We start from the raw sequence: 13871 nt of genomic DNA, 5'->3' as shown, positions 1-13871 counted from the left end.
TGGATTCCTGAAAATTCAACATCTGAGGACAATTTGACGTAAATAAAAACATAAATTGAGCAAAATATATAAAAAAATCTAAAAAAAACAGAGTAATATATAGTAAAATACATATTTTGAGTTAAAAGAACAAATTAATGGAATAATATTGACGAACCATAGTTTTGAATATAACATTATTGTAGATGTAATGTACAATAGCATCCATGACCTTATTTGGACTTGGACCTTAGAGAGGAAAAATATGCGTTTGAATTATCAAATGGGGATTGTTCTTGAAGCCTCAAAAAATAGTGATACGCCCATTGGTGTGCACGAGGTAATGCAATATTTGAATATATCAAAAAGCGCAGCATATCTTCTTATACAAAATTGCCAGATCTGGTTGATTGAGAATCATTTGGGGGAGGATTCCTTACATCAGCGGAGAGAACTCTACATAAGGAAAGGAGATTCAAAAGAAAAATTAAAAAAACTACTGTCAAAATCCAATTATGAGGAATTTGACTACTCTCCAAGAGAGCGAAGAATCTATATCACCGTACTGCTTATCCGAGAAAAATTTGTTTCCACTCATGAAATCATGGAGCGGTTCCGCATCAGCAGAAATACCTGTATTTTGGATCTTGCCGGAGTCAATCGTCTGCTGGATAAATTCAATCTTGGATATACAGCTGGTAATCATGGCTATTCTCTGACTGGAGAAGAGTATGATATATACCGGCTCTGCTTATGGGTGGTCTCAAAGATTTTTTCTGAATTGTTTCCTAAAAATTATGAGATGGCTATGTCCTTATTTGAATTCCCAGCAAAGGATATTGAGAACATTGGTCAAATGCTCATCAACGCATCGAAACAATTCACCCTTTCTCTCAATCGTGAAGCTCTTTACATTTTTTGTGCTTCCTGCACCCTGGTCACAAGAAGAATACGTCTTGGTCATATGATCTCTCAGGATATGATACCTAATTATCACCGAATGTGTGCTTATAACTGCCGGATACGCAGCATTCTGTATCAGTCAGATGTGGTGGACACTGTATTACAGCACGAAGCCTCCTCATTTGGCAAGCCATTTTTTGATGCGGTCAGAAATGGGATGGCAGAATGTCTGGCCAGGATGCTTGTTTGTGTCTTGGGAGAGACGGGGGAAGATGTTACCTCGATTCACATAAAGGAAGAAAAATTAATCATTTATGCGGACAGGATCATGCAAAAATTTGAAACTCTCATTGGGATGTTTTTTGAGAATAAGAACGAATTAATAAAAAGCGTGGCCCTTAGCTTAAAATGCGTTTTTTTAAGGAAAAAGTATGGATTTCGGATCTGTAATGCCTTAGGTCTGGAAGTAAAAAAACATTACATTCATATCGTTGGAATGACACAATTAGCAATGGAAGAAATTGATGAACTCAAAGAATCAATGACAGAAAGTGACTGTATTCTCCTCAGTGTTAATTTTCTGGGAGGATTATATAAGGTAAGACATGTCACAGTTCGAACTCCCCGCATTTTGGTGGTATATGCGGGAAATTCCGATTCCAGCATTCTGCTTCAGGGGCAGATACAAAATCTTTTGCCAGGGGCAAGAGTCCTGACGGCTTCCCTGTTTCAGGATTTGACCAGGTTTACGGAATATATGGATATGATTGTATCCACCATACCAATTGAATTGCATGGGATTCCAGTAGTAGTGGTAAACACGTTTTTGACCGAATGTGACAAAGAACGAATTAAAAGACTGACAGAGCATAAATTTTCCGAGGATGAGCCGCTGTCACGTTTTCTCACAGATTTTACAGATATTTCAAGAGAAGTGGTCTGTTTTGAGGACAGTATCCATCTGAGGGGTAAAATAGAGGAATATATTAAGTCAAATAGGGTCAGAATTAAATATGGAATAGAAAAAAGCCAGATATTAAAGGAATTGCTGACAGAACGCAGGATCACAGTCAAGGATTCAGTCAAGGACTGGAGAGAGGCGATTTACCTTGCAGCGAAACCTTTGGAGGAAGACGGAAGTATTGAACCTGCTTATACAAAAGCTATGATATTATCAGTAGAAAGCGAAGGTCCCTTTATAATACTGTCTCCTGGAATTGCGCTTCCCCACGCCAGACCGGAAGCTGGTGTCCGATGGATGTCCATGTCATTGCTGAAGGTAAAAGAAAAGGTTTATTTTACGGAAGAAAAATATGCCAATCTGTTTTTTGTACTGGCGAGTACAGATGGAAATAGTCATCTGGATGCACTGAAAGAGCTGTCAGCCATATTTTCTGATGGGACAGCTTATGATAAATTTATGAAGGCAGATACGGTAGAAGAGCTGCACCAGCTGATCATATAGCGGGCCAGTCAGGAAATTAGGGTAAATGAGCTATATCTTGATTTTGGCCTCAAGTAATATAAATACTTATTATGAAGGGTAAAGATGATGCTTAAGGAACTATGTAAAATAAGTCTGGAAGAACAGATCAAAGAAATTGATACAAAGATCACTGATTTACAGGAGAGAAAAAAACAGTTGATGGTGGCTAAGGAGCGGGAAGAGCTCCGGAGATTTGTAGAGACAGCAGAGAAAAACGGGTTATCACCGGCAGAGCTTGCAAGGCAGCTTTTAGCAAGGCAGGCTTAAGTAAGGACTTAAGTTAAAATACGTCTTGATAGGATGAACATCCATATCAAGGCGTATTTTTTGCTTTCTAAATCCTGTTTATCATTCATCATAAATTCATGTTGAAGAAGCTCCGTAATGAGCTTTCCTGTAATAAGTCTTCAGTATCTCAAGGTATGCTTTTGCATATTTGGGCAGATACCGGTTCTTTTGATAGGCAGCAATCAAAGTATTTTCCATTCGCTCCTTTCCAATGGAGAGGCAGACGGATTCCTTTGGTTCCCGTTTTTTTAAATAGTGGTAATAGCTCTTCGGTGCAAATGCAGCGCCAAGGCCTTCCATGGCAAGGCAAATGGACATTTCACTGTTTCTTGTGTGCAAAAGGATCTCTGGCTCCATGTTATAATCTTTAAATAGCTTTAAGGCCAGACCTCCGGTATTCTGGTCCGGATAGAGAAGGATAAAAGGTTCATTGGATAGATGACTTAAATCAATCCAGGGATACCCGAAGCCTTCTTTTTTTTCAGCCATGGAAACGAGAGGATTTTCGGCAGAAAGGACCAGCACCAATTCTTCCCTACCAATGATCTCATAATCAAGATCTGTGGGAAATTCATGGACATTATAAAAGGTCAGATCCACGGTATGGTCTGTCAGCGTGTGCTCCGCTACAAAGTTTACTTCCTCCATCATGTTCACCGTGACATGAGGATATCGCTTATGGAACTGCAAAAGAGTGGGACCGATCAGGCTGTTTCCCAGCATAATTGGGATGGCTATGTTTAGCCGGCCGTGGTTCTGGTGCATAATATCATCGAATTCAATATCCCATTCCATTCCGTATTCCACGATCTTTTCCGCATAGTGAATATAGCGCTCTCCGAGGTAGGTAGGGTGATAGCTGCTTCCGATCCGGTCAAAAAGGCGGGTTCCAAGCTGCTGCTCCAGGTTTTTTAAATACTTACTTAAGGAGGGCTGGGAGATGAAAAGTGTCTCGGCCGCCTTGCTGATATTTTTTTCTCTTGCAATGGCCAGAATATATCTTGCTTCTTTTAGTTCCATAATGAGTGTCCCCTCTTGATTCAAACAGTTTGCATATTATAGCTTTACTGCATAGAAAATATAGATTATATGTATTTGACGTAGAGTATATCATAAATTATAATAAATGTATAGAGATAAATTAATAAAACTTATAAATAATTATAAGAAAAACCAATGAATTACGTTTTTCAACGCATGGAGAGGTAAAGATGAAGAAGAGTAGTGCATTTATCATGGTGGTGCCGGGACTGGTGATCCTGGCAATTTGTCTGTTTCTACCGCTTTTAAGAGTTCTGGTGCCCACATTTTACACCGGAGATTATCTGTTTAGCGCCTATGCAGACTTCTTTAAGGATGGGTATTACTTAAAAATCTTTATACGAACTGTTAAGGTCGCTGTGATCACCACTGCCGTATGCATGGCCGCAGGGGTTCCGACTGCTTACTTTATCAGCCGGTGCGATAAAAAATGGAGAGGGATTCTTCTTTCTGTTTCTATTTTCCCCATGATGACTAATTCCGTGATCCGAAGCTTTGCCTGGATTAATATATTAGGAAGCAATGGAATCATAAACAAGTTTCTGATGACAGCTGGTCTTGTGGAAAAGCCTGTAAAGCTTTTATATACGGATTTTGCCATTATCATCGGTTCTGTATACTTATTTCTCCCCCTCATGATCGTAACCGTAGCCGGTGTGATGGAAAACATCGGAGACGATATGATGGAGGCAGCTCTTAGTCTTGGAGCCGACCGGCTGAAAGCATTTATGAAGGTCATTTTCCCCATGAGTCTTCCGGGCATCATTGTAGGCGGAATCTTAGTATTTACAGGAACCTTGACCGCTTATACCACTCCACAGCTTTTAGGAGGAAATAAAAATATGGTCCTTGCCACCTTCATCTATCAGAGAGCGATGAGCGTGGGAGACTGGAATGGAGCCGCCGTGATTTCCTTAATCATGATCGTGGTGACCCTGGCCGTAATCAAGGGCTTTAATGCTCTGGCGAAAAGACTGGACCAAAGAGGAGGAGACCATGCGTAAAAATAAACTTCTGACTGCATTTGCACTGCTGGTATTTGTATTCATGATCGCACCACTTATCATAATTACGGTTACCGCATTTGGAGAAGGCAGCGCCATTACTTTCCCAATTAAATCCTTTTCCGTCAAATGGTTTGTTAATGTGTTCGCCTTAAAATCCTTTCGGGTTTCCTTTCTCACCAGTCTTCAAATAGCCCTGCTTGCCACATTAATCGCCCTTTTGGTAGGAATTCCTGCGGCTTATGCCCTGGCGAGGTCTGGAATGAAGGGAAAAGGATTTTTAAAATCTGTATTTTTATCTCCTACCATTGTTCCGGGAATCGTAATCGGTTTTGTCCTTTATCAGTTCCTTGTACTCACTTTACGGATTCCAGTCTTTGTAGGACTTTTAGCCGGACACTTTATGGTGACCCTCCCCTACGTAATCCGAGTGGTAGGTTCCAGTCTGGACCAATTCGATTTTTCTGTGGAAGAAGCAGCCTGGAGCTTGGGCTGCACAAAAACCGGTGCTTTTTTCCGGGTAGTTCTGCCGAATATAACGTCTGGAATTTCGGCTGCATTCATGCTGGCCTTTATCAACTCATTTAACAACATTCCGGTTTCCATGTTTCTCTCAGGTCCAGGAGTTTCCACCTTTCCGGCGACCCTGATGAACTACATTGAATACAATTATGACCCTACTGTGTCAGCTGTTTCTGTTATTTTAATGGCAGTCACCGTACTTCTCATGGTAATCGTTGATAAAACACTGGGCGTTGCAGCATTGGCAAAATAGGAGGAAAACCATGGCATTTATGACATTACAGGACATTGATGTCCGTTATGATAAGAAGAAACAAATATTAAAAGGCCTTGATCTGGAAGTAAAAGAGGGAGAGCTGGTTTCTCTTTTAGGTCCCAGTGGCTGCGGCAAGACCACCACACTTCGGGTGGTTGCCGGATTTATAGAACCGGAAAACGGTGTATTTAGCCTGGATGGAGAAGATTTAACAAAGGTTCCTGTTCATAAGAGAAACTTTGGTATCGTGTTCCAGAGCTACGCCCTGTTCCCTCATTTAAGCGTCTATGATAATGTAGCCTTTGGTCTTAAGATGAGAAAGCTTTCAAAGTCCGAAATTGACAAAAAGGTATTAAATATTCTTGAGGTATGCGGCCTTACGGATTTGAAAGACCGGTTCCCTCAGCAGATGTCCGGCGGGCAGAGACAAAGGGTAGCGCTTGCAAGAGCCCTTGTCATTGAACCAAAGCTGCTTTTACTGGATGAGCCATTAAGCAATCTGGACGCCAAGCTGCGTATCAATATGCGTGTGGAAATCAAAAGAATCCAGAAACAGCTTGGCATTACCACATTGTTCGTAACTCACGACCAGGAAGAATGCTTTTCCATCTCTGATAAAGTGGCGGTTATGAACCAGGGAGTGATCGAGCAGTTTGACACGCCTGAAACCATCTATCACAGACCCAAAACAGAATTTGTAGCCAGATTCATCGGATTTGAAAATTTCCTTCCTTTAAATAAGCAGGGAGATGTATATAAATCAGAGGCTGGCGCAGTATTTACCGTAGAAGGCAGCAATGGAGAGGCTTCGGTTCTTGGAACCATACGTCCGGAGGATATCCGGGTAGCAGAAGAAGGCCAGACAGAAAATATTCTGACAGGCACCATCGGGGTCAGAACGTTCCTTGGAAAAAGCTATCAGTACGAGGTGGAGACAGAAGCCGGCAAGTTCCTGGTAAGCCGTCCGGCAGATGAAGCCTATGAAGAGGGAAGCACCGTCCGTCTTTATCTTCCAGAGACAAAGCTGATTTTAGTAAACAGGTAACAGCGGCATATTGCCGAAGAATGATAAAAGAGAGAGGAACTAAATTATGAAAAAAGTATTAGCCTTATCCTTATGTGCTGCCATGGCATTGACCGGCTGCGCAGGCGCTGCTCCAAAGGGAGAAAACAAGAGCACAGAAGAAAAGAAACTGGTTTTATCTACTTATGGGTTAAGCGAAGATATTTCTGCTGAAGAAGTATATAAGCCTTTTGAGGATCAGTTTAACTGTAAGATCGTGACCGAGACAGGAAGCACCAATGAGCGTTATACAAAGCTTTCTGCCAATGCGGAAAGCACCATTGATGTCATCGAGCTGTCTCAGGCTATGACAGCAAAGGGCATCGAAGAAGGTCTTTTCGAGCCTCTTGATTTATCTAAGATTGAAAACAGCAAGAATCTGATCAGTACAGCTAAAACCATGGCAGAGGCTGGCCAGGGTGTTGCTTACACCATCAACAGCATTGGAATCATGTACGATCCCGAAGCCGTTGGATTTGAGATCAAGAGCTTTGATGATTTATGGAAAGCAGAATTAGAAGGAAGCATTGCAATTCCTGATATTACAACTACCTTTGGTCCAGCTATGGTCTATATGGCAAGTGATTATAAAAATGTAGACATAAAGAGCGACAATGGAAAAGCTGCATTTGAGGCATTAGAGGAATTAAAGCCAAACCTGGTTAAGACTTATGCAAAATCCTCTGACTTAATTAATATGTTTACTTCCGGAGAAATCAAAGCTGCCATTGTGGGCGATTTCGGCGTACCTACCATTCAGAAGGCAAATCCAAATCTGGTATTCGTAACACCAGAAGTGACCTATGCAAACTTTAACACCATAAGCATTACCAAAAACTGCAAGGATAAAGAACTTGCTTATGCATACATTAATTATCGCTTAAGCAAGGAATTACAGGAGAAGACAACAAAGGCATTAAACGAAGCTCCTACCAACAACCAGGTAACCGTTGCAGAAGAAAATGCGAAAAACATGACTTACGGTGCAGTTGCAGAAAATGCAAAGGTTCTTGACTATTCCTTCGTAAATCCGGTTTTAAGTGACTGGATCGACCAGTGGAACCGTATCATCAATAATTAAGGACAGAAAAAAAATATGAAGGTTGACTTATTAATCCGAAATGGATGGGTCTACCGGACATACAGGCAATGTTTTGAACAGGCGGACATTGCAGTAGTGGGGGAAAGGTTTTACGACATTTCCCCTGCTTCCTGTTATGAGGCAGACTCCGAAGTGGATGCAAGCGGTAAATATATTATTCCAGGACTTATTGATATCCACATGCATATCGAAAGCTCTATGACCTATCCCGGTGAATTTTCAGCGGCAGTGCTGCCTTTTGGAGTCACTGCAGTCGTAGCAGACCCCCATGAAATCGGGAATGTCTTTGGTCTGGAAGGCATTAAAAGCTTTCTTTCTCAGGAAACAAAACTGGATATCTTTTACGGCATTCCCTCCTGTGTCCCCTCCACAAGCCCGGAGCTTGAAACCTCCGGTGGAATCATCGGAGAGGCCGAGGTCTTGGAACTGATAAAAGATGACCGTGTCTTGTGTCTTGGCGAGGTAATGAATGAAACCGATCTCCTTTCTGAGGAAGATACTCTGATTAAACGCATCGTGGCTCTTTGTAAAAAAGAGGGCAGAAGACTCCGCATCGAAGGTCATTGCCCGGCGCTCACAAAAGAGGAGCTGGCAGCGTTTATTGGTAGCGGTGTGGATGCAGACCATACCCAGCAGACACCGGAATCCGTTCTTGAAAAAACAGACATGGGCATGTTTCTGGAATTACAGAAAAAATCCCTGACAAAAGAAGTGGTAGAAGCGGTGGTTACACATAATCTTTATGAAAATGTAGCACTCGTAACCGATGATACCATGCCGGATCATCTGGCAAAGGGTCATTTAAACCTGATTTTAAAGCTTGCGGTGGAATGCGGCATGCCGGCAGAGAAGGCGATCTACTGCGGAACCTTTACTCCGGCAAGAAGAATGGGACTTCATGACCGGGGAATGATTGCTCCTGGAAAACTGGCGGATTTTGCTGTGTATGATAACCTGACAGACTTTATTCCGGAACGTGTCTTTAAGAACGGAAAAGAGCATATAAAAGAAACCACGGTTCAAAAGCCAGAATTCCCGGATCATTTTTATCAGTCTGTGAAATGCCGTCTGGCCCTGGCCTCTGATTTTAAGTTAAATCATTGTGAGATCTTAGAAGGCACAGCAATCGTCAATGTAATGCAGATTCAAGGCTTTGGCACCAGGATATGCCATGTTAAACGGGAGATTCCAGTTAAGGGCGGTTCCCTGCGCTGGCGGGAAGCAGGTCTTTGTCTGGCTGCAGTATATGAGCGGTATGGAAAGACTGGGGGTGTGGCCTACGGACTGGTGGAAAATGGATTTAAACTGCCGGGAGCGGTTGCCACCACTTGGAGCCATGACAGCCATAATCTGCTGGTTTTAGGCAATTCGGTAAAGGATATGGTGCTTGCCCAGAACCAGGTAGTTCATATGCAGGGGGGATATGTCACTGCAAGAGATGGAAAGGTAACGTCTTCGGCTGCTCTTCCTGTGGGGGGTATTTTATGGGATGGCAGTCTTTCGACTCTTTCTGAAGCCTTATCCGCAGTCAGATGTGAAATAGAAGCTATGGGATATGAAAACAGCAATGTGATAATGTCTATCTCCACCTTGACTCTTTTGGTATCGCCGGAATTAAAGCTGAGCGATAAGGGGTTGTTTGATGTAAGGACGAAAAGGAAGGTCCCTTTGGTGGAACGCTATAATCCGGCCTAAGGGAAAAGGTTGATAAGTGTGAGAACTGTAATTAAGAATGTAATTGTGGTAACCATGAATGAGGCAAGAGATATTTTTAATCCTGGTTACCTTTTGTTTGAACATGATACGATAGTAGCAGCTGGACCAATGAAAGAGCTGACAGAGGAAACCTTGGCAGGTGCCAGTCAAATCGATGGGAAACAAGGAATACTCATGCCTGGAATGGTCAATCTCCATACTCATATGGGAATGATTCCATTCAGGGGACTTGGAGATGACTGTAAGGATCGTCTTCGTGTATTTTTAATTCCCATGGAAAATAAGGCCATGGACGAGGAAATGGTCTATTTATCCACCCGTTACGCCGCAGGTGAGATGCTTCTTTCTGGTGTGACTTCTGTTTTAGATATGTACTACTATGAAGAAGAGGCAGCAAGAGCCATGGATGAGATGGGAATCAGGGGAATTGCCGGTCAGACGGTGATGGATGAGGGGGCATGTGATTTTTCCGATCCTTATGAGTCCATTTCCTATGGAGAGCGGCTGATTAAAAAATATCAGTCCCACCCCAGAATCTCTGCCTGTATTGCGCCTCACGGCACCAGTACCTGCTCCAGTGAGGTATTAAAGGCTGCTTATACCATTGATTCCTCTTATGAGGTTCCATTTACCCTTCATACGGCTGAGATGGATTATGAGATGGATTTTTTTGAAAAAGAATACTCCATGACACCGGCAGAGTATTTAGACAGTATCGGAGTCCTTGGAAGGGACACTCTGGCGGCTCATTGCATTCATATGACGGAGAAAGACTTAGACCTTTTTAAAGAAAGGGGAGCCAGGGTAGCTCACTGCATCGGTTCCAATACAAAGGCCGCAAAGGGTGTGGCTCCCGTGACTGAAATGCTCAAAAGAAACATTCCGGTTGGACTTGGAACGGACGGCCCAGCCAGCGGTAATACCCTGGATATCCTGACCCAGATGAAGCTCTGTGCTGACTTTCATAAAAATGAAACAAAGGATAGAAGCGCATTTCCGGCAGAGACCATTGTCTCTCTGGCTACCATAGAGGGAGCGAGAGCCATGGGACTCCATTTGGTGACCGGTTCTTTGGAGCCAGGTAAACAGGCTGACCTTGTATTAATAGAAACCCGGTCAGCCAATATGTTCCCGGTCTATGACCCGTATTCTGCTCTTGTTTACAGTGCAAACCCATCCAATGTGGAAGCTGTATTCGTGGCAGGAGAATGTCTTGTTAAGGATAAAAAGCTGGTAAAAACAAATCTGGACGACTTAAGAAATGAGCTGATCAAGAAGATGAAACGCACAGACTTTCAAAAGCACATGGAAAAGACGGAGTAAGAGAAGATACGGATTGCATTTTCCCTGCCGAGAGAGTATGATGAAATGGTACATATCAGCCGATCAGGCTCCGGTGTTTTTTAACAGGAGGATTGTGCCATGATTTTTAAAAAGAAATGGTTTTTGGTTTACTCTGGTGTAAAATTGGAAACCATGTATAAAGCAGAGAATTGTCTGAGGGAGCATGGGATTACTTATAAAACCAACGCATTCAGCCGTAATCTGACTTCATTCATGAGAAATTTTCCAAATCAGAGAAGACTGTTAGTTAGAGCTGGGAGAGAAGAAGCCATCTATATGCTGTATACTTCCAAAGAACAGGAAGAAAAGGCCCGGTTCCTCTTATCAAAGATTTAATTTTCACAGGGGCAGAAATGTTGACAAGCCTATATCCCTGTGTTAAACTATATAGGTAAAAATTTGCGCCGATACCCGGTATTTTGGCCACTCCAGCCGTTGCTTGGTATACGGTAAGAATCATTTAATAAAGGAGGAAATCAACATGATTTCAAAGGAAAAGAAAACAGCAATTATCGCAGAATTTGGCAGAAAGCCTGGCGACACAGGTTCACCTGAAGTACAGATCGCAATCCTCACAGAGAGAATTACAGAATTAACAGAGCATCTTCAGAAGAACCAAAAAGATCATCACTCCAGAAGAGGTCTTCTGATGATGGTTGGACAGAGAAGAGGTCTTCTTGATTACTTAAAGAAGACAGACTTAGAGGGCTATCGTGCTTTAATCGAAAGATTAGGAATCAGAAAATAATAGACCATTTAGGGTGGAGAACTTCTCCACCCTATCTGTCTATATATGAAAAGATAGTTAAAGGCAGAAGTTTCCCCCGAGACCGCTGATGTGCGCGTAATATTTGGATTTTGACCCGTTAGAATGGCTTACGTGTAGATCAGTAGTTTCGGCATCTTCTGCAATTAATATAAATTTATAAATTTTTAAAGGAGATCCAATATGTACAAGAGTTTTAGTATGGAACTGGCCGGCAGAACGTTAACCGTTGAAGTCGGCAGAGTAGCGAAGCAGGCAAATGGAGCGGCATTCATGCATTACGGAGACACCGTAGTATTGGCTACCGCAACTGCTTCCGACAAGCCAAGGGATGGAATTGATTTCTTCCCTCTGAGCGTGGAATATGAAGAGAAACTGTATGCCGTAGGTAAGATTCCAGGCGGCTTTAACAAAAGAGAGGGAAAAGCCTCTGAGAACTCCGTTCTGACATCCCGTGTTATTGACCGTCCGATGAGACCTTTATTCCCAAAAGATTACCGTAACGATGTTACGTTAGATAACATCGTAATGTCTGTTGACCAGGACTGCAGTCCAGAGCTTACCGCTATGTTAGGTTCTGCCATTGCTACCTCTATTTCCGACATTCCTTTTGATGGTCCTTGTGCCACCACTCAGGTAGGTCTTGTTGACGGAGAGTTAGTAATCAATCCGACTCAGGCTCAGAAGCAGGCTTCTGACATGGCTCTTACCGTAGCCTCTGTAAGAGATAAAGTCATTATGATTGAAGCAGGTGCTAATGAAGTAGCAGAGGATTTAATGATTGAAGCTATCTTTAAAGCTCACGAAGTAAACAAGGAAATCATCAAGTTTATTGATACCATTGTAGCAGAGTGCGGAAAACCAAAGCACACCTATACAAGCTGTGCAGTTCCAGATGAATTATTTGCTGCCATTCGTGAAGTAGTACCTCCCGCAGAGATGGAAGTTGCTGTTTTCACCGATGAAAAGCAGGTAAGAGAAGAGAATATCAAGAACATTACCGCAAAGCTTCAGGAAGCATTTGCAGAGAATGAAGAATGGCTTTCTGTACTGGGAGAGGCAATTTACCAGTACCAGAAAAAGACTGTTCGTAAGATGATCTTAAAGGATCACAAACGTCCTGATGGCCGTGCTATGAATCAGATCCGTCATCTGGCAGCTGAAGTAGATATGCTTCCAAGAGTTCACGGTTCTGCTATGTTCACCCGTGGTCAGACTCAGATTTTAAATATTTGTACTCTTGCTCCATTATCTGAAAGCCAGAGATTAGACGGCATCGATAACATGGAAACCTCCAAGAGATATATGCACCACTACAATTTCCCATCATTCTCTGTAGGTGAGACAAGACCTTCCAGAGGTCCGGGACGTCGTGAAATCGGTCATGGTGCATTGGCTGAAAAAGCATTGGTTCCTGTACTTCCATCAGAAGTAGAGTTCCCATATGCAATCCGTACTGTATCTGAGACCATGGAATCCAACGGTTCTACTTCTCAGGCAAGCATCTGTTCTTCCTCTATGGCATTAATGGCAGCAGGTGTTCCAATTAAGTCAGCCGTTGCAGGTATTTCCTGTGGTCTGGTTACTGGAGATTCTGATGATGATTACATCGTTCTTACAGATATTCAGGGACTGGAAGACTTCTTTGGCGATATGGACTTTAAGGTAGGCGGTACTCATAAGGGAATCACAGCCATTCAGATGGATATCAAGATCCACGGCTTAACAAGACCAATCATTGAAGAAGCAATCCGTACCACAAGAGAAGCAAGACTTTATATTCTTGACGAAGTAATGGCAAAAGCCATCAGCGAGCCAAGAAAAGAAGTTGGTAAGTATGCTCCTAAGATTGACCAGATCTCCATTGATCCTCAGAAGATCGGTGATGTTGTTGGTAAGCAGGGTAAGGTTATCAATAAGATTATTGAAGAGACTGGCGTTAAGATCGACATCTCTGATGACGGAAGCGTTTCTGTATGCGGAACCGATCAGGATATGATCGATCGTGCTATTCAGATCATTAAGAGCATCGTAACTGAAATCGAGGCTGGTCAGATCATGACAGGTAAGGTAGTGAGAATCATGAACTTTGGTGCTTTCGTAGAGCTTGCACCGAATAAAGATGGTATGATTCACATTTCCAAGCTGTCTGAGAAGAGAGTTGCCAAGGTAGAAGATGTGGTTAATATCGGCGATGTAGTTACCGTTAAGGTAGTTGAGGTTGATAAGATGGGAAGAATCAACTTAAGCATGAAGCCAAGTGATATGACTGCAAAGGCAGAAGAAGCCAAAGAAGCCAAAGAAGAAAAAGAAGTAAAAGAAAACGAATAAAACGGCTTAGCCGTATGACAGGCAGCAGACAGACCTTACAGGCTTTGTCTGCTACTTTTTTGTGGAATAA

The 13871-nt window shown here is 42.6% G+C and carries 12 protein-coding genes; 11 read left to right on the top strand and 1 reads right to left on the bottom strand.

Annotation, left to right across the window (positions count from 1 at the left end):
- Positions 1 to 250 precede the first annotated feature (250 nt).
- Positions 251 to 2347, top strand: coding sequence for a BglG family transcription antiterminator (locus T546_RS0118590; protein WP_166429838.1), 2097 nt, complete (start codon positions 251 to 253; stop codon positions 2345 to 2347).
- Between the two features lie 84 nt (positions 2348 to 2431).
- Positions 2432 to 2635 (top strand): hypothetical protein, encoded by a 204-nt coding sequence (locus tag T546_RS0118585; protein ID WP_026892923.1) that lies wholly within the window; start codon positions 2432 to 2434, stop codon positions 2633 to 2635.
- A 96-nt stretch (positions 2636 to 2731) separates the two neighbouring features.
- Here the strand turns inward: T546_RS0118585 and T546_RS0118580 are convergent, their stop codons facing one another.
- A complete protein-coding gene (locus T546_RS0118580; RefSeq protein ID WP_026892922.1) occupies positions 2732 to 3676 on the bottom strand; it encodes a LysR family transcriptional regulator in 945 nt (314 codons plus the stop codon).
- 191 nt (positions 3677 to 3867) lie between these two features.
- On the opposite strand from T546_RS0118580, the gene T546_RS0118575 reads away from it, so the two are divergent.
- The 9 genes from T546_RS0118575 (at position 3868) to T546_RS0118535 (ending at position 13801) form a co-directional block, all read left to right on the top strand.
- Complete coding sequence (locus tag T546_RS0118575) at positions 3868 to 4701, top strand: ABC transporter permease (protein ID WP_026892921.1); 834 nt, start codon at positions 3868 to 3870, stop codon at positions 4699 to 4701.
- Complete coding sequence (locus T546_RS0118570) at positions 4694 to 5476, top strand: ABC transporter permease (RefSeq protein WP_026892920.1); 783 nt, start codon at positions 4694 to 4696, stop codon at positions 5474 to 5476. The genes T546_RS0118575 and T546_RS0118570 overlap by 8 nt, the downstream gene beginning before the upstream one ends.
- A gap of 10 nt (positions 5477 to 5486) precedes the next feature.
- Complete coding sequence (locus tag T546_RS0118565) at positions 5487 to 6524, top strand: ABC transporter ATP-binding protein (RefSeq protein ID WP_026892919.1); 1038 nt, start codon at positions 5487 to 5489, stop codon at positions 6522 to 6524.
- Between the two features lie 46 nt (positions 6525 to 6570).
- Positions 6571 to 7623, top strand: coding sequence for an ABC transporter substrate-binding protein (locus T546_RS0118560; protein WP_026892918.1), 1053 nt, complete (start codon positions 6571 to 6573; stop codon positions 7621 to 7623).
- Between the two features lie 15 nt (positions 7624 to 7638).
- Positions 7639 to 9339 (top strand): adenine deaminase C-terminal domain-containing protein, encoded by a 1701-nt coding sequence (locus T546_RS0118555; protein ID WP_026892917.1) that lies wholly within the window; start codon positions 7639 to 7641, stop codon positions 9337 to 9339.
- Positions 9340 to 9357: 18 nt separating this feature from the next.
- On the top strand, positions 9358 to 10683 hold the full coding sequence (locus tag T546_RS0118550; RefSeq protein ID WP_026892916.1) for an amidohydrolase: 1326 nt from the start codon (positions 9358 to 9360) through the stop codon (positions 10681 to 10683).
- A gap of 99 nt (positions 10684 to 10782) precedes the next feature.
- Positions 10783 to 11040 (top strand): hypothetical protein, encoded by a 258-nt coding sequence (locus T546_RS0118545; protein ID WP_026892915.1) that lies wholly within the window; start codon positions 10783 to 10785, stop codon positions 11038 to 11040.
- A 145-nt stretch (positions 11041 to 11185) separates the two neighbouring features.
- Positions 11186 to 11452 carry a 30S ribosomal protein S15 gene (gene rpsO / locus T546_RS0118540; protein WP_026892914.1) on the top strand — a complete coding sequence of 89 codons (267 nt, stop codon included), beginning with the start codon at positions 11186 to 11188 and terminating at the stop codon, positions 11450 to 11452.
- A 201-nt stretch (positions 11453 to 11653) separates the two neighbouring features.
- A complete protein-coding gene (locus T546_RS0118535) occupies positions 11654 to 13801 on the top strand; it encodes a polyribonucleotide nucleotidyltransferase (RefSeq protein ID WP_026892913.1) in 2148 nt (715 codons plus the stop codon).
- Positions 13802 to 13871: the final 70 nt, after the last annotated feature.

Source organism: [Clostridium] aerotolerans DSM 5434 (genome assembly GCF_000687555.1).
GTDB classification, from domain to species: domain Bacteria; phylum Bacillota; class Clostridia; order Lachnospirales; family Lachnospiraceae; genus Lacrimispora; species Lacrimispora aerotolerans.
This window is presented reverse-complemented; position numbering and strand designations above follow the sequence as displayed.